A 16653-nucleotide genomic window follows, 5' to 3' on the forward strand; every position below is an offset into this window, starting at 1 on the left:
CCCTGTCCGGGAGCCGGGTGGGACGCCGCCGGACGGGTGTCCGGCGGGTGGTGCTGCTGGAACGGCCCCCCTCACAGGGCCCCGCCGCGAGCCTGCGAGCGGTGGGGGCGAGGGGGTCCTTCGTCAGAGGGTCTTGCCGGTGGCGGCCGGCCGGGCGCCGCCGGGCCCGCCGGCGGCGGTGGTGCCGCCGGAGACCGCACCTGAGGGCGATCCGGGCAGGGCCGGCCCGCCCGAGGAGCTCCCGGAGCCGGGACGGCGGAACGAGAAGCCGCCGGTGGCCACGCGCTGCTGCAGCAGCACCGCGAGGATGATGATCACGCCGCGGGCCACGGCCTGCGCCGAGCTCGACAGGTTGTTGAGCGTGAAGACGTTGCCCAGCGTGGTGAAGATCAGGACGCCGAGCACGGTGCCCACGATCGTGCCGCGCCCGCCGATGAGCAGCGTGCCGCCGATGACCACCGCGGCGATGGCGTCGAGCTCGTAGAGGGTGCCGTGGGTCGAGCTGCCCGTCGTCGTGCGCGCCATGAGCATCACGGCCGCGATGCCGCAGCAGATGCCCGAGAGGACGTAGAGCTTCACGGTGTGCCGCTGCACCCGGATGCCGGCCAGCCGGGCGGCCTCGGCGTTGCCGCCGACGGCGAAGGTGCGCCGGCCGAAGGTCGTCCGGTTGAGCAGCACCCACCCGGCGACGGCGACCAGCGCGAAGATGATCACCAGCGTCGGGACGCCGAGGACGTCGCCGGAGAAGAAGGACAGGAAGTCCCGGTCGCGCACGATCTGGGTGCGCCGGTTGGCGATGATCTCGGCCAGGCCGCGGGCGGCGGCGAGCATCGCCAGCGTGGCGATGAAGGCCGCGAGCCGGCCGTAGGCGATGACCACCCCGTTCACGAGCCCGGCCACGCCGCCGACCACCAGCGCGGTGAACACCATGACGATCCAGTGGACGTCCTCGGCCATCTGCTGGGTGGCCAGCGTGGTGGCCCACACCGACGCCAGCGCGACCAGCGCGCCGACCGACAGGTCGATGCCGCCGCCGATGATCACGAAGGTCATGCCGACGCTGACCACGCCGATGACCGAGGCCAGCCGCAGGATGGTCAGGACGTTGTCGACGTCGGCGAAGCGGTCACCCGCGGTGGCGATCCCGACGACGCAGAGGATGACCAGGGCCAGCACCAGGCCCAGGTTGCGGCCCACCGGCCCGGCGAGGAACCCGCCGGCGTGCCCGCGGGCCTGCTCCTTGCCGGTGCCCGTGGTCAGCACCGTGCTGCCCTGGCTCGTGCCCTGCGCGCTCGTGCCCTGCTCGCTCACGCGACGTCCCCTTCGTGCACCGGGACGCCGTGCGTCGACGTCCCCTCCATGACCAGGTCGAGCACGCGGTGCTCGTCGAGGGCCGCGGCCGGCTCCTCGGCCACCACCCGGCCCTCCGCGACGACGAGGACCCGGTCGGCCAGACCGAGCACCTCCGGGATCTCGCTGGAGACCACGACCACCGCGACCCCGCGGTCGGCGAGGTCGCGCACGAGCGCGTAGATCTCCGACCGCGCACCGACGTCGACCCCGCGGGTCGGCTCGTCGAGCAGCAGCACCCGGCACTCGCGCAGCAGCCAGCGGGCCAGCACGACCTTCTGCTGGTTGCCGCCGGACAGCGTGCGCACCTCGCGGGTGACGTCGGCCGGGCGGACCTCCAGCGCGCTCACCTGCTCGCGCGCGGCGTCGCGCTCGGCGGCGCCGGACAGGAAGCCGCCGCGGGCGAAGCGCGTCAGGCTCGAGATGGAGATGTTGCGGGCCACCGACTCGCCGAGCAGCAGCGCCTGGCTCTTGCGCTCCTCGGGTGCCAGACCGACGCCGGCGGCCACCGCGACGCCGACGTCGCCGGGCCGCAGCCGGCGGCCGCCCACGCGCACCGTGCCGCTGGTCGCGCGCCGGGCGCCGTAGACGGTCTCGAGGATCTCCGAGCGGCCCGAGCCGACCAGCCCGGCCAGCCCCACGATCTCGCCCGGTCGCACGGTGAAGGAGACGTCGGAGAACGCGCCGCGCAGGCCGAGGTCGTCGACCTCGAGCACCGGCTCGGCGGTGGCCGGGGGCCGGTGGTGGCGCTCGGGGAAGACGTACTCGATGTCCCGGCCGGTCATCAGCGTGATGACCTCGCGGGTCGGCGTCTCGCGGGCCGGCAGCCCGGTGGCGACGGTGCGGCCGTCCTTGAGGACGGTGATGCGGTCGCCGATCTCGCGGATCTCCTCGAGCCGGTGGGAGATGTAGACGACGGCGACGTCGTGCGCGGTGAGGTCACGGATGACCGTGAACAGCCGCTCGACCTCCTCGTTGTCGAGGACGGCGGAGGGCTCGTCCATGATGATCAGCCGGGCGTCCTGGGACAGCGCCCGCGCGATGCTCACCATCTGCTGGGAGGCCGCGGGCAGCGACCCGACCTCGGCACCGGGGCGGATCTCGGGGTGGCCGAGCCGGGTGAGCAGCTCCCCCGCCCGCCGGTTGAGCTCGCGCGGCCGCACGAAGCCCAGCTGGGCCTGCTCCCGGCCGAGGAAGACGTTGTCGGCGACGGTGAGCCCGGCGACGAGGTCGAGCTCCTGGTAGATCGTCGCGATGCCCAGGCCCAGCGCGGCCTGCGGCGTCGACAGCCGGACCTGCTCGCCGCGCCAGAAGATCACGCCCTCGTCGGGCTGGTGCGCGCCGGCGAGGACCTTGATCAGCGTCGACTTGCCGGCGCCGTTCTGGCCGAGGAGGCAGTGCACCTCCCCCGCGCGGACGTCGAGGTCGACACCGCCGAGCGCGCGGACACCGGGGAAGGTCTTGACGATGCCGTGCATCTCCAGCAGCGGCGCCTCGCGCACCAGCGACTCCCGCCCGACGTCCACGGCACCACCCGACTTCTGCTCAGCGTTGACCATTAGTCCGTTGAGCGGAGAACGTATGAGGTGGCACACAAGAGGTCAAGACCCCGGCCGGGCTCGGTTACCGGATCGCGACCCGAGCGCCGGGTTGTCGAGGGAGGCCTCCCCGGGTGGGAGGCACCTGCGTCAGCGGGCGAGCGCCTGGTGGACGGAGTCCTCGTCGAGGTGGCCCTCGATGGCCATGAGGGCGGCACCGATCCGGCCGGAGAGGTCCGGCGCCTCGCTGACGGTGATCTCCAGGGCCCGCGCGGCCAGCGGCATCGCCCGGCCGTACACCGCCTCGCGGATGCCGGCCAGCAGCGGGACGCCGGCCTGGGCGACACCACCGGTCATGACGATCCGGTGCGGGTTGAAGAAGTTGACTAGCGCGGCCAGCACGGTGCCGATCGTGCGGCCGGCGTGCCGGACCAGCTCCAGGGCCACGCCGTCGCCCTGGGCCGCCCGCTCGACGACGTCGCGGGTGGTGGTGACCGGCAGCCCGGCGGCCCGGGCGTCGCGCAGCAGCGCACCGCCGCCGGCGATCGCCTCCAGGCAGTTGGTCTGGCCGCAGCGGCAGACGACCTCCCGGCCGTCGGCCGAGGGGACGTGGATGTGCCCGATGTCGCCGGCGCTGCCCTGCGCGCCCCGGTACACCCCGCCGTCGACGATGATCCCGCAGCCGATGCCGGTGCCGACCTTGACGACCAGCACGTCCTGCACCGACCCCGCGACACCCATCTCGCCGAGCGCCATGACGTTCACGTCGTTGTCGACGAACACCGGGCAGCCGTAGCGGCCGAAGGCGCTCGGGACGGGGAAGTCGTGCCAGCCGGGCATGATCGGCGGGTGCGAGGGCCGCCCGGTCGAGAACTCGACCGGACCGGGGACGCCGACGCCGACGGCGCACACGTCGGCCGGTGTCAGCCCGGCCTCGGCGAGCACCTGCTGCGCCAGCCGGTCGACCTCGGCGAGCACCGGGCGGGGGCCCTCGGCGATGTCGATGGGGTGCCCGGCGGTGGCGAGGATCTGCGCGGACAGGTCGGTGACGGCGACGTCGACGCTGGTGACGCCGAGGTCGACGGCGAGCACGCACCCGGCGGCGCTGTTGAACCGCAGCAGCGTGGGCGGGCGGCCGCCGGTGCTCCAGCCGCGGCCGCCCTCCTCGAGCAGGCCGGCGGCGATGAGCTGGTCGACGCGCGCGCTGACGGTGTTGCGCGCGGCCCCGGTCAGCGCGACGAGCTCGGCCCGGCTCCGGGCGCGGCCGGTGCGCACGTGGTGCAGCAGCGCGCCGGCCGAGGCGGAGGAGGAGCCCATGCCGTCATGGTGACACGCCGCGGGCCCGGTCCCGGCCGCTCCGCCCGGCCGACTCCGCCAGCGCCGCCCGCAGCACGGCGGCCACCTCGCCCGGGTGGGTCTGCACCGTCATGTGCGCCGCGCCGGGCACCTCGACCACCCGGCCGCGGGGTGCCGCCGCGGCCACCTGCCGAGCCCAGTCGGCACGGCAGAGCCGGTCCCGGGTGCCGCGGACGACGGTCACCGGCACGCCGACGGCGGCCAGCCGGTCCTCGATCCGGTCCGGGGCGGCCACCCGCCACAGGGCCCGCATCGCGCGGGGGCCGGTGCCCAGCCACTGGGCCAGCACCAGCGGCAGCTGCCACCAGGGCTCGCGCAGCGCCGTCCGCAGCCACCACCGGGCCAGCCGGGCCGGGCTGCGCAGCCGCGGGTCAGTGGTCGGGCCGAGCAGGACGACGCCGGCCACGCGGGGGTCGCCGGCCGCCGCGGCGACCACCTGGCAGCCCTGGCTGTGCCCGGCGAGGACCACCGGACCGGCGCCGAGCGCGGCGCGCAGGGCGGCGGCCAGGTCGTCGAGCGGGGGAACAGGTGCAGACCGGCCCATCCCGGGTAGGAGCACGACGTCGGCGGGTACCCGTCGGCGCAGCCGTGACCACGACCGCCCGTCCAGCCCCAGGCCGGGGACGACCACCAGCCGGGGGATGAGGACGGGCACCGGCCCGGTTGTACCGGGTGGACGCGGACACCGCGAGCACGCAGACCAGAGCCACGGGCGGGTGGCCGGGATCACCTCCCCGGCCGGCCCGCCGCAGGACAGCGGAGTCCCTGACGGGAGAGGATCAGTCATCATGACGACGACATCACCTGCGCACGACGCCGCCGACGGCACGCGGACCGGCCGCCCGCAGGTGGTGATCGTCGGCTCCGGCTTCGGGGGGCTGTTCGCCGCGAAGGCCCTGCGCAACGCCGACGTCGACGTCACGGTGATCGCCAAGACCGGCCACCACCTGTTCCAGCCGCTGCTCTACCAGGTGGCCACCGGCATCCTGTCCGAGGGCGAGATCGCACCGGCCACCCGCGAGGTGCTGCGCCACCAGAAGAACGCCCGGGTCATCCTGGGCGAGGTCGTCGACATCGACGTCGACGCGCGCACGGTGACCTCGACTGTCCTCGGCCGCACGACGGTGCACCCCTACGACGAGCTCATCGTGGCCGCCGGCGCGGGGCAGTCCTACTTCGGCAACGACCAGTTCGCCGAGTTCGCCCCCGGCATGAAGAGCATCGACGACGCCCTCGAGCTGCGCGGCCGGATCTTCGGCGCCTTCGAGCTGGCCGAGATCGCCACCGACCCCGCCGAGGTCGAGCGGCTGATGACCTTCGTCGTCGTCGGTGCCGGCCCGACCGGTGTGGAGATGGCCGGCCAGATCGCCGAGCTCGCCCACCGCACGCTGCGCCGCGACTTCCGCAACATCGACCCCGAGAAGGCGCGCATCATCCTGATCGACGGCGCGCCGCAGGTGCTGCCGCCGTTCGGCCCGAAACTGGGCGAGAAGGCCCGCCGGCACCTCAACCGGATGGGCATCGAGGTGCAGCTCGGCGCGCTGGTGACCGACCTGGACGCCGACGGCCTCACCGTCAAGGACTCCGACGGGCAGGTCCGCCGCATCTCCGCCGCCACCAAGGTGTGGGCGGCCGGCGTGCAGGCCTCCCCGCTGGGCCGGCTGCTCGGCGAGAAGACCGGGGCCGAGGTCGACCGCCCCGGCCGGATCTCGGTGCAGGCGGACCTGACCCTGCCCGGTCACCCGGAGATCCACGTCGTCGGCGACATGGCCAACCACCCCGACAAGCTGCCGGGCGTGGCCCAGGTGGCCATCCAGGGCGGGCGCTACGCGGCCGACCAGATCAAGCGGAAGCTGGCCGGCAAGGCGCCGCGCGGCCCGTTCCGGTACCGCGACAAGGGGAACATGGCGACCATCTCGCGGTTCTCCGCGGTGGCCGACATCAAGAAGCTGAAGTTCGAGGGCTTCATCGCCTGGGTGCTCTGGCTGGTGGTGCACCTCTTCTACATCATCGGCTTCAAGAGCCGGGTCACCACGGTGCTGCACTGGATGGTCAGCTTCCTCGGCCGCGGCCGCTCGCAGCGGGTGGCCACCCAGCAGCAGGTCTACGGCCGGCTGGCGCTGGAGAAGCTCGGCGCCGGGTTCTCCGCGTCGAAGACCGGCGGCCCGAAGGACCACGGCGAGAACCCCGACGAGGTCAACCCCGACCAGCAGCAGGACCTCGTCGCCCGCCGCACCGCGTAGACGAAGGGCCCCGCTGCCCCCCACGCCTCGCTCCGCTCGGCGCGGGACCCTGCAGCGGGGCCGTTCCAGCACCTCACGCGAGCCACGTGGCGAGGGCGGTGGTGACCAGGGCGGGGGTCACCACGTGGCCGCCGTCGAACTCGTCGTAGACGACGTCGTAGCCGGCCGCGGCGAGCTGCCGCGACACGCGCCGGCCGCAGCGGTCGACCGGCAGCACCCGGTCGTGCGTGCCGTGGGCGATCCACACCCGCGGCCGGCCCGCCCGCCCGGGCGGTGCCGCGAAGCCGGGCGAGAAGGCCAGCAGCGCCTCGAACAGGTCGCCGTTGGCCAGGCCCAGCGACAGCGCGTACGAGGCGCCGTCGGAGAAGCCGCCGAGCGCCACCCGCGACACCGCCAGGCCCGCGGCCACCTGCTGCAGCGCGGCGTCGAGGACGGCGACGTCGCGGCCCAGCCCGCCGGTGATCAGGTCCCAGGTGCTCGCCACCGACGACGTGGCGAGCACGGCGACCCCGCGGGCGGTCGCGACCTCCCCCACGGCGGCCAGCGACTGCCCGGCGTCGCCGCCGGCGCCGTGGCAGAACACCAGCAGCGGCCGCGGCCCGCGGTCCCCGAGGGGGACCGCGACCAGCGCCTGCACCCGGCCGTCCAGGTCGAGCACCGTGGTGCCCGGCGGCAGCGGCGGCCCGGCCGGCGAGGGACCGGGCCGGGCCTCGAGCCGCCCCTCGGCGGCCGGGCGCGGCGCGGCGGCCATCACACCGCGTGCGCCGCGGGCGGCACGTGCTCGTCGGGCCGCTCGAGGTGCAGCGGCTGCAGCGGCGTCGTCTCCTCGAGGTACAGGAAGGCGTCGTAGCGCTGCCCGAGCACGGTGGGCACGTAGTTGCCCCAGCGCTCCCGCTCGGGCCGGTACACCACGCCGATCGCCCGGTGCCCGAGCCGGCGGTCCAGCCAGCCGGGGCGCTCCCCGCGCGGGACGACGACCAGCGCGTCGCGGCCGAGCGCCTCGTGCAGCAGGTGCTCCAGGCTGCCCTCCCGGGCCGGTGGCACGACCATGCGCTCGATCTGCGCACCCCACTCGCGCCCGGCGACCACCCCGCCGCGGTGCCCGCCGAACCCGACCAGCACGACGTCGTCGGTCCCGTGCCGCTCCCGGAGCAGCTGGCCGACGGTGGTCATCCCGGCGTCGGCCATGTCGGTGGCGCGGGCGTCCCCGACGTGGGTGTTGTGCTCCCAGACGACCGCCCGCCGGCCGGTGTGTGCCAGCAGCCGGTCGAGGGTGTCGGCCATGTGCACGTCGCGGACGTTCCACGACTCCGCCGACCCCGCGAGCATCGACCGGTAGTAGCGCTCGGCCCCGGCGACGACGGCGGCGTTCTGCTCGGCGGCGAACCGTGCGTCGGGATCGGGGTCGCCCTGGTCGGTGGTGGCACCGCGCTCCTCGCACAGCCGCCGCAGCAGGTCCACGACGGTCTGCTCGCAGCCGGCCGGCGCCAGGCGGGTGGCGAAGGCGTACTCGGCGCCGTCCTCGCCGTAGGGCTCGAAGCAGCGCAGCGCCTGCACGGCGGCCTCGGCGTGGCCGGGCTCGTTCTCCCGCAGCCAGGACACCAGCTCCTGCATCGAGTCCCACAGGCTGTAGACGTCCAGGCCGTGGAAACCGACGCGGTCGGCCGCGGGCCGGGTGGCGTTGACGTCGCGCAGCCAGCGGCAGAAGTCGACGACGTCGTCGTTGGCCCACATCCACGTCGGCCAGCGGGAGATCGCGTCCAGTGCGGTGCGCGGGTCGTCCTCGCCACCGGGGCGCAGCCGCACGCTCCGGTCGACCCGGGAGCAGTCGGGCCAGTCGCCCTCGACGGCGACCAGGCCGAAGCCGTGCTCCTCGACCAGGCGGCGGGTCAGCGCCGCGCGCCAGGCGTAGTACTCGTGCGTGCCGTGGCTGGCCTCGCCGATCGCCACCACCCGCGCGTCCCCGACCCGCGCGAGCAGCGGGTCGAGATCGGCGGCGTCGCGCAGCGGGAGGGCGAGCTCCCGGACGTCGTCGGCGTCCATCAGGTCCTCCCGGCCGCCCCCTCGCGGACGATCCACTCGGCGACCGCCCGGCGGTCGCCCGTGCGCAGCCAGGTGCTCCGCTGCCGCGCCGCGGACGTACCCCGGCCGAGGAGGTCCTGCACCAGCGCGCACACCTCGTCCCACTCGCCGGCGACGGTGAGGTCCTCCTCGAGCTCGGCGAGCAGCCCGGAGACCGCGTCGCGGGCGTCGACCAGCTCCAGGCGCAGCGGGTCGAACAGCCGGCCGCCGACGCCCTCCCGCGCCGCCCGCCACCGGGCCGCCCGCAGGTGCTCGGGGCGCACCTCGGGCACCGGCTCGCCGCGGGCGGCGCGGCCGGCGAGCACCCGCACCAGCGAGCGGACCAGCGCCGCGTGCAGGACGGCGTCGTCGAGGGCGGTGCAGACGTCGGCCAGCCGGAACTCGATCGTCGGCAGCCGGGCCGAGGGGCGCACGTCCCAGTACAGGTGCGAGCCGTCGGCCACCACGCCGGAGGCGACCAGGCCGGCGAGCACGCGCCGGTAGCCCTCGGCGTCGCCCAGGGGCTCGGGGGCGCCGGCGTGCGGGAAGCGGGTCCACCACAGCGTCCGCCACGACTCGTAGCCGGTGTCGACGCCGTCGTGGAACGGCGAGCTGCCGGTCATGGCCAGCAGCACCGGGACGTAGGGCCGGGCGCGGTCGAGGACGGCGACGGCGGTGTCGAGGTCGGGGACGCCGACGTGCACGTGGCAGCCGCAGATGTCCTGCTGCCGGGCCAGCCCCGCCCAGCGCTCGACCATCGCCTCGTACCGCTCCCCCGGCGTGACCGGCATGGTGTGCCAGGAGTTCCACGGGTGGGTGGACGCGGGCAGCAGCAGCAGGCCGTCGCGCGCCGCGGCGGCGGCCGCCTGGGCGCGGCCGGCGGCGAGGTCGGCGCGCACCTCGGCGAGGGAGGTGCAGATCCCGCTGGCGGTCTCGAGCTGGGTGGTGGCGATCTCGGGCAGCACCAGCGGGCCGGCCTCGCCGGCGAGGGCGGCGGCCGCCGCCTGCGGGCCCGGGGTCAGCTCGTAGGTGTCGGGCGCGACGAGGTGGAACTCCTCCTCGACACCGAGGGTGCGCCCGACGGCGCCGGTGTCGGACTGCTGGCCGTCGGGGTGCACGCCGCTCCTGGGTGCCGTCGGTGGGGCTGTCGGGTGTGCTGCCGGGCAGGCCGACGCTACGGCCGGCGCCGCCGGGTCGCACCCGGTGACCTGCACGCTCGTGCTCTGCCCCGCATGCGGGGCAGAGCACGAGCGTGCGCCGGGACACCTGATCGCTCTGGGCGTAGCGGCGGGGGTGGCCGTTGCAGGCCCCGCAGGCGTCCACTGGACGGTGCAACGGTGTAATCACGACCCAGGAGGTGCGCCGTGACCCGACCGGACACCGACGCCGCGCTGGACGCCTACTCGCGGGTGGTCACCGCGGTGGCCGCGGACCTCACCCCGCACGTCGCCGCGCTGCAGGTCACCGGGCCCGACGGGCGGTCGGGCGCCGGGTCGGCGGTCGTGGTCCCCGGCGACGGCCTGCTGCTGACCAACGCGCACGTCGTCGGCCGTGCCCGCGCCGGGCGGGCCGTGTTCAGCGACGGCAGCGAGACGGCGGTGGACGTCGTCGGCACCGACCCGCTCTCCGATCTCGCCGTCGTCCGGGCCACCGCCGGCGCCCCGGAGCCGGCCGTCCTCGGCGACGCCGCGCAGCTGCGGGTCGGGCAGCTCGTGGTCGCCGTCGGCAACCCCCTCGGCCTGGCCGGGTCGGTCACCGCCGGCGTGGTCAGCGGGCTGGGGCGCTCGCTGCCCACCCGCGACGGGCGCACCGCGCGGGTGGTCGAGGACGTCATCCAGACCGACGCCGCGCTCAACCCCGGCAACTCCGGCGGCGCGCTGGCCGACTCCGCCAGCCGGGTGGTGGGCATCAACACCGCCGTCGCGGGGTGGGGCCTGGGGCTGGCCGTGCCGGTCAACGACACCACCCGACGGATCATGACGACGCTGGTGCGCGACGGACGGGTGCGCCGGGCCTACCTCGGGCTGGTCAGCAGCCCGGCGCCGCTGCCGGCCCCGCTCGCCGAGCGCACCGGCCGCCGGCGCGGGCTGCGGGTGGTCGACGTCGTCGCGGGGTCGCCGGCCGACCGGGCGGGGCTGCGGCCCGGTGACCTCGTCCTGGAGGCGGGGCGGGCACCGGTGGCCGAGGCGCAGAGCCTGCAGCGGCTGCTGTTCGCCGAGGCGGTGGGGCAGCCGCTGCCGGTCACGGTCTACCGGCGCGGGGCCATGGTCGACGTCATCGCCGTCCCCACCGAGCTCACCGGCTGACCACTCCTCCGGGTGACGCGCTCCTCCCCCTGCTCAGGAGCGCCCGGATGGGGAACGATCCCCTTCGCGACGGAGGGGGCCGCGTGTACGGGGACCGCAGGAGTGGGCTGGGCCTGCTCGCGCTGCTGTACGGCTGTGGTGCCGTGCTGTGCGCGGCGGGTGCGCTGTGGCCGATGAGCGCGCGCACGCCGGTGGGGCTGCTGGCCGCGCTGGCCGGGTGCGGCGGGGCGCTCGCCGCGGTGATGTGGACGGGCCGCGACCGGCTGCCGATGGCCGCCGTCCACGCGGCGCTGATGCTGCTGTCGCTGCTCACCGCCCTGGTGGCCTGGCGGTCGGCCACCGCCGTGGGGATCGTCGGCCTCGGCCCCGCGCTGGTGGCCCTGGGGATGCTCGCCGGGCACGTGCTGCCGCCGGGACCGGCCCGGGCGCACGCCGCCGCCGGGGTCGTCGTCGTGAGCGCGGGGGCCTTCGCCGCGGCACCGGAGGGCTTCCTGTCCCCGTGGAGCGCCGCGGTCGTCACGGCGGTCGTGCTCACCGAGGCGCAGATCCGCCAGACGCGCGCCCTGCGCCGGGCCGCCTGCACCGACCCGCTGACCGGGCTGGTCAACCGCCGGGCGTGGGAGGACGGCGCCGCCCGGCTGCTGGCCGCTGCCGGGCGGGCCGGTGAGCCGGTCACCGTCGCGGTCCTGGACCTCGACGGGTTCAAGGCGGTCAACGACACCGGCGGACACGCCGCCGGGGACGCGCTGCTGCGTTCGCTGGCCTCCTCGTGGCGCTCGGAGCTGCGCCGGTCGGACCTGCTGGGCCGGGTCGGTGGGGACGAGTTCGCCCTGTGCCTGCCCGGCAGCGACACCGCGGCCACCGCCGACCTGCTGCAGCGGCTGCGCGCGGTGTCGGCCGGGCCGTGGTCGGCCGGGACGGCGACCGCCCGCCCCGGGGAGGACCTCGACGAGGTGCTCGCCCGCGCGGACGCCGCGCTCTACCGGCAGAAGGCCGTCCGCTCCGCCCGCCGGACGACGGTCGACTGACCGCCCGGCGAGGCGCTCACGGGCGGCGCCAGTCGTCGGAGGTCAGGTGGGAGCCGGCCATCGGCCCCATCTGCAGCATGCCGCCGTCGACGGCGTAGGACGCCCCGGTCACGTAGGACGCCTGCGGGGAGGCGAGGAACGCGACGACGGCGGCGACCTCGTGGGCGTCGCCCGGGCGGCCGACCGGGACGCCGGGCCGCTCGTGCCCGGGCGCGGTGGGGTCCTCGTCCTCCTGGCCGGTCATCGGGGTGGCTATCTCCCCCGGGGCGACGGCGTTCACGGTGATCCCGTGCTCGGCGAGCTCGATCGCGGCGACCCGCGTGAGCAGCCCCAGGCCGCCCTTGGCCGCGCAGTAGGCCGCCGCGCCCACCCGCGGCTGGTGCTCGTGGACGCTGGTGACGTTGACGATCCGCCCGCCCCGCCCGGCCGCGACCATCCGCCGGGCGGCCCGCTGCAGGCACAGGAACGCCGCGTCGAGGTCGGTGGCCAGCACCTCGCGCCAGGTCTCGTAGTCGGTGTCGAGGAGCAGGGTCGAGTGGCCGGTGCCGGCGTCGTTGACGAGGACGTCGATGCCGCCGAGCGCGTCGGCGAGCTCGTCGACGACGTCGGCGGCCCGCGGCAGCTGCGTGAGGTCGACGTGGCGGACCTCCGCGCGCCGGCCGCGCGAGCGCACCTCCCCGGCGGTGGCCTGCGCGTCGGCCTCGTCGCGGTACCAGGTGATCCCCACGTCGCAGCCCTGCTCGGCGAGGGCGACGGCCACCGCCTTCCCGATGCCCGACTCCGACCCCGTGACGACCGCGACGCGGCCCGCTGACTCCGTCATGCCCCCCATGCTGGGGGCCGGCGCCGGTCCCCGCCGACCGACCGGTGACGCTGCGCAGTCCCGCGCTGACGGTCCGGCGTCCACGCCCGGACGTCCGCGAGGGTCGTGGCGGGCCGCCGGATCGCGGCCGACACTCGGGGAACTGACGCAGCACCCGTCAGCCCCCGCTGCACCGGGAGACGCTCCTGCCGCCCCAGACCTTCGGCCCCTACGAGCTCGACGAGCTGCTGGGTCACGGCCGTTCGGGTGAGGTCCACCGCGCCTGGGACACCCGCCGGCACCGCACCGTCGCGCTCCGGATCCTGCTGCCGGAGCTCACCCGGGACGAGCGGTTCCGCGCGCGCTTCCTCCGCGACTGCGAGCGCGCCGCGCAGCTGGACGAGCCGCACGTCGTCGCGGTCCACGAGTTCGGCGAGATCGACGGCCGGCTCTACGTGGACACGCAGCTGGTCGACGGCCGGACGCTGGCCGCGGTGCTCGCCGCCGGAGGTCCGCTGCCGGCACACCTCGCCGTCGACGTCGTCGGGCAGCTCGCGGCCGCGCTGGACGCCGCGCACGCCCGCGGTCTGGTGCACCGCGACGTCGGGCCCGCCGAGGTCCTGCTGTCGGGGCGGACCGCCCACCCGGACTGCCACCTCGACGGGTTCGGTGTCGCCGGGGCCCCCACCGGCGCGGACGCGGTGGCGATGCCGCGGTACGTGCCCCCCGAGCGCCTGACCGACCGGCTCGCCGACCACCGGGTCGACGTCTACGCGCTGGCCTGCCTCCTGTACGAGGTGCTGACCGGCAGGCCGCCCTTCACCGCCGCCGACGCGCAGGAGCTGTGCGAGGCGCACCTCCACCGGGAGCCGCCGCGGCCCACCGACGTGGTCGGCTCCCTCCCGCCGGGGCTCGACGCCGTCGTGGCCCGCGGCATGGCCAAGGACCCCGACCAGCGGTACGTGAGCGCCGGTGAGCTGGCGCGCGCCGCCCGCGCGGCGCTCGTGCCCGCCCCCGACACCGTGCCGGTGCGGGCCGTCCCCCCGCCGGCCGCCACCGGCGGGACCGCGGGCGGTGCTCCGGCAGGCGGTGCTCCGGCAGGCGGTGCTCCGGCAGGCGGTGCTCCAGCGGGCGGTGCTCCGGCGGGCGGGACCGCGGCGGCCGTGCGCGGCCCCTCGGCCGACGTGGCGGGCGCACACCGCGCCCGGCACCGTGCCGCCGAACCGCCGCCGCGGCCACCCCGCCGCCGGGGCCTGGCCGCGGCGCTCGTCGCCGGGGCGGTCGCGCTGACCGCCGCCGGCGGGGTGGCGGCGGTCCGGCTGGCCTCCGACGGCTCCGACGCGACGGCGTCGACCCCGGTGGTGGTCGAGCCGGCCGACGACCCGGGCGAGGACCCCTTCGTCCCCGCGCCGCCGGGGACGGCCGACCCGGCGCAGCGGTCCGGCGACCCGGCACCCGCGGACGCCGGTCAGGACGGCGGGCCGCCCGCGGACGCCGCCGATCCACCGCCGGACACCGGGGACGCGGCGCCGGGCAGCGCCGGCTCCCCGGACGGAGCCGACGGTTCCGCGGGCACCGAGGGCTCCCCGCAGGACGGCGGGTCCGCGGGGACGACCCTCGAGCCCCCGTCGGGGACCGGTGGCGCCGGGGCGGGCGCCGACACGCCGGCCGAGGCGGCCGGCAGCCAGGCGCCGGACGGCTCCGCACCGGACGGCGCGGACCCCGACGGCGCGGACTCCGACGGCGCGGACCCCGACGGCGCGGACCCCGACGGCGCGGGAGCCGGGGGCGCGGCCGCGGGCAGCCCGGTCGCCGGTGACCGGCCGGGCCTCTACGGCGGTCCCGGCGCCGAGGTCTGCGACGCCGAGGGGATGGCGGCGTTCCTCGCGGCCCACCCCGACCGCGCCGCCGCCTTCGCCGAGGTCGAGGGCATCCCGGCCGACGGGATCGACGAGCACCTCGCGACGCTGACCCCGGTGGTGCTGCGCTTCGACACCGCCGTCACCAACCACGGCTTCGCCGACGGGCGTGCCGTGCCGTTCCAGTCGGTCCTGCGGGCCGGCACGGCGGTGCTGGTCGACGACTCGGGGGTCCCGCAGGTCCGGTGCCTGTGCGGCAACCCGCTGGAGCCGCCCGCCGCCCGCCCCTCCCCCGACTACCAGGACCACGACGGCGAGCCCTGGCCGGGTCGTGCCCCCGACACGGTGGTCGTCGTGCAGCGCAGCCCCGCGCCGCTGCCCGCGCTGGTCCTCGTCGACGACACGACCGGCACCGTGGTGGCCCGGCCCGTGGGTACCGCCGGCGGCGGGGACCGGCAGGTCGACGCCGGCCTGGCCGAGCAGGCCCTCCGCTTCGGCGGCGACACCACGCCGTCCCCTCCGGGCAGCGGGACCTCGTCGGCCGGCTCGTCGCCCGGGTCGTCGGCCGGGTCGTCGGCCGGGTCGTCGGCCGGGTCGTCGGCCGGGTCGTCGGCCGGGTCGTCGGCCGGGTCGTCGGCGTCGTCGTCCGGCGGTGACGGCCCTGCCGGTCCGTCCGGCGGCACGGTCACACCCGCGCCGGCCCCCGGGTCCGGTGCCCCTCCCGGCGGGGACGCACCGCGCCCGGGGAACCCCGCACCACCGGAGGCGCCGGCCGGGGAGGACCCGGTCGAGGAGGCGCCGCCCGCCGGGGAGCCGCCGGCCGAGCAGCCCCCGGCGGACGGACCCCCGGCCGAGGAGCCCCCGGCTGACGACCCCGCTGCCGAGGAGGCGCCGGTCCCGGCAGTGCCGCCGGCCGACGAGGCGCCACCGGCCGAGGAGGCGCCGGCCCCGGCAGCGCCGCCGGCCGACGAGCCGCCCGCCCGGGCGCCGGCTCCGGAGCCACCCGCCGCGCCACCGCCGGCCCGGGAGGAGGCCACGGTCGAGCCACCCGCCGCCGAGCCGCCCGTGGAGGACCCGCCTGCCGAGGAGGCGCCGGCTCCGGACCCGGGCGGCTCCTGACCGTCGCGCGCGGGGTGCTCAGCCGGCCGCGGCGGCGTAGCGGTCGGCGACCACGCGCAGCCGGGCGGTGAGCTCCGGCGGCGGGGACAGCACGGTGAACGGGGCGCCGGTCAGGCCCAGCGCGGCCACCGCCCAGTCGAGGTCGTCGCCCTCGATGTGCACCCGGCAGCCGTCGGGGCCGTCGTCGGTGACGGTGGCCCAGCGGCCGATCCGCCGGCGCACGTGGTCCCCGCCGGCGGCCACCCGCGCCTCGACGACGTACCGGGTCCACGCGCTGCCGATCCGCTCGCGCACGTAGGCCGCGGCGTCCTCGGCAGGGAAGCGGCGCGGCCCGAACACCGCGCCCGTGCCGCGCGGGGCGTGCAGCCGGTCGATCCGGAACACCCGCCAGTCGCCGCGGTCGAGGTCGTAGCCGACGAGGTACCAGCGGCGGCCCAGCGCCACGAGGCGGTGCGGCTCGACGGTCCGGTCCGCGCGCTCCCGGTCCGGCGCGGTGTAGCCGAAGGCGATCCGCTCGGTGTCGCGGCAGGCGAGGGCGACGGTGGTGAGGACGGCGGGGTCGACGGCGTCGGCGCCCGACGACGGGGGCGCGCCGGCCGGCACCGTCACCGCGCGCAGCGCCTCGACGCGCGAGCGCAGCCGGCGGGGCATGACCTGCACCAGCTTGGCCAGCACCCGCACCGACGTCTCGGCCATGCCCGCGACCGGGCCCGCCGCGGCCGCCTGCAGCCCGACGGCGAGGGCGACGGCCTCGTCGTCGTCGAGCACGAGCGGCGGCAGCGCGGCACCGGGAGCCAGCGCGTACCCGCCGTCGACACCCCGGGATGCGTCGACCGGGTAGCCGAGCTCCCGCAGCCGCTCGACGTCGCGGCGCAGCGTGCGGACGGAGACGCCCAGCCGGTCGGCCAGGTCGGCGCCGGACCAGTGGCGGCGCGCCTGCAGCAGGGACAGCAGCCGGAGGCTGCGCACCGCGGGGTCGCTCATGCCTCCA

The 16653-nt window shown here is 77.0% G+C and carries 13 protein-coding genes; 4 read left to right on the forward strand and 9 right to left on the reverse strand.

Annotated features, from left to right (window positions below; all coding sequences use genetic code 11):
* Positions 1-123: 123 nt before the first annotated feature.
* From CHC04_RS12845 to CHC04_RS12860, 4 genes are all read right to left on the reverse strand, one after another.
* Positions 124-1311 (reverse strand): ABC transporter permease, encoded by a 1188-nt coding sequence (locus CHC04_RS12845; RefSeq protein ID WP_245817159.1) that lies wholly within the window; start codon positions 1309-1311, stop codon positions 124-126.
* On the reverse strand, positions 1308-2876 hold the full coding sequence (locus CHC04_RS12850) for a sugar ABC transporter ATP-binding protein (protein WP_245817160.1): 1569 nt from the start codon (positions 2874-2876) through the stop codon (positions 1308-1310). The genes CHC04_RS12845 and CHC04_RS12850 overlap by 4 nt, the downstream gene beginning before the upstream one ends.
* Positions 2877-3038: 162 nt before the next feature.
* Positions 3039-4205: an ROK family protein gene (locus CHC04_RS12855; RefSeq protein ID WP_089404316.1), complete on the reverse strand. Its 1167-nt coding sequence runs from the start codon at positions 4203-4205 to the stop codon at positions 3039-3041.
* Positions 4206-4209: 4 nt separating this feature from the next.
* Positions 4210-4899, reverse strand: a complete 690-nt coding sequence (locus tag CHC04_RS12860) for an alpha/beta fold hydrolase (protein ID WP_176449986.1) — start codon at positions 4897-4899, stop codon at positions 4210-4212.
* A 133-nt stretch (positions 4900-5032) separates the two neighbouring features.
* On the opposite strand from CHC04_RS12860, the gene CHC04_RS12865 reads away from it, so the two are divergent.
* On the forward strand, positions 5033-6487 hold the full coding sequence (locus CHC04_RS12865; protein ID WP_089404318.1) for an NAD(P)/FAD-dependent oxidoreductase: 1455 nt from the start codon (positions 5033-5035) through the stop codon (positions 6485-6487).
* A 73-nt stretch (positions 6488-6560) separates the two neighbouring features.
* Here the strand turns inward: CHC04_RS12865 and CHC04_RS12870 are convergent, their stop codons facing one another.
* Genes CHC04_RS12870 through CHC04_RS12880 form a run of 3 tightly spaced genes read right to left on the reverse strand, consistent with a single transcriptional unit; the run spans position 6561 to position 9666 of the window.
* Positions 6561-7238, reverse strand: coding sequence for an alpha/beta hydrolase (locus CHC04_RS12870; protein ID WP_089404431.1), 678 nt, complete (start codon positions 7236-7238; stop codon positions 6561-6563).
* Positions 7238-8530, reverse strand: coding sequence for an erythromycin esterase family protein (locus CHC04_RS12875; RefSeq protein WP_089404319.1), 1293 nt, complete (start codon positions 8528-8530; stop codon positions 7238-7240). The genes CHC04_RS12870 and CHC04_RS12875 overlap by 1 nt, the downstream gene beginning before the upstream one ends.
* Positions 8530-9666, reverse strand: coding sequence for a carboxylate-amine ligase (locus CHC04_RS12880; RefSeq protein WP_176449987.1), 1137 nt, complete (start codon positions 9664-9666; stop codon positions 8530-8532). The genes CHC04_RS12875 and CHC04_RS12880 overlap by 1 nt, the downstream gene beginning before the upstream one ends.
* A gap of 246 nt (positions 9667-9912) precedes the next feature.
* Between CHC04_RS12880 and CHC04_RS12885 the strand changes: the two genes are divergently transcribed.
* Both CHC04_RS12885 and CHC04_RS12890 read left to right on the forward strand, forming a co-directional pair.
* The gene (locus tag CHC04_RS12885) at positions 9913-10854 is read left to right on the forward strand and encodes a S1C family serine protease (RefSeq protein ID WP_089404321.1); all 942 of its coding nucleotides are present in this window, start codon (positions 9913-9915) and stop codon (positions 10852-10854) included.
* Between the two features lie 83 nt (positions 10855-10937).
* Complete coding sequence (locus CHC04_RS12890) at positions 10938-11882, forward strand: GGDEF domain-containing protein (protein ID WP_141233793.1); 945 nt, start codon at positions 10938-10940, stop codon at positions 11880-11882.
* Between the two features lie 16 nt (positions 11883-11898).
* On the opposite strand, the gene CHC04_RS12895 is transcribed toward CHC04_RS12890, so the two are convergent.
* On the reverse strand, positions 11899-12705 hold the full coding sequence (locus CHC04_RS12895) for an SDR family oxidoreductase (RefSeq protein WP_089404432.1): 807 nt from the start codon (positions 12703-12705) through the stop codon (positions 11899-11901).
* Positions 12706-12890: 185 nt separating this feature from the next.
* On the opposite strand from CHC04_RS12895, the gene CHC04_RS24955 reads away from it, so the two are divergent.
* On the forward strand, positions 12891-15662 hold the full coding sequence (locus tag CHC04_RS24955) for a serine/threonine-protein kinase (RefSeq protein ID WP_281252235.1): 2772 nt from the start codon (positions 12891-12893) through the stop codon (positions 15660-15662).
* An 18-nt stretch (positions 15663-15680) separates the two neighbouring features.
* Here CHC04_RS24955 and CHC04_RS12910 read toward each other — a convergent pair whose 3' ends face one another.
* Positions 15681-16646 carry a helix-turn-helix transcriptional regulator gene (locus CHC04_RS12910; RefSeq protein ID WP_089404325.1) on the reverse strand — a complete coding sequence of 322 codons (966 nt, stop codon included), beginning with the start codon at positions 16644-16646 and terminating at the stop codon, positions 15681-15683.
* Positions 16647-16653 lie beyond the last annotated feature (7 nt).

This window comes from Geodermatophilus saharensis (assembly GCF_900188205.1).
GTDB lineage: Bacteria > Actinomycetota > Actinomycetes > Mycobacteriales > Geodermatophilaceae > Geodermatophilus > Geodermatophilus saharensis.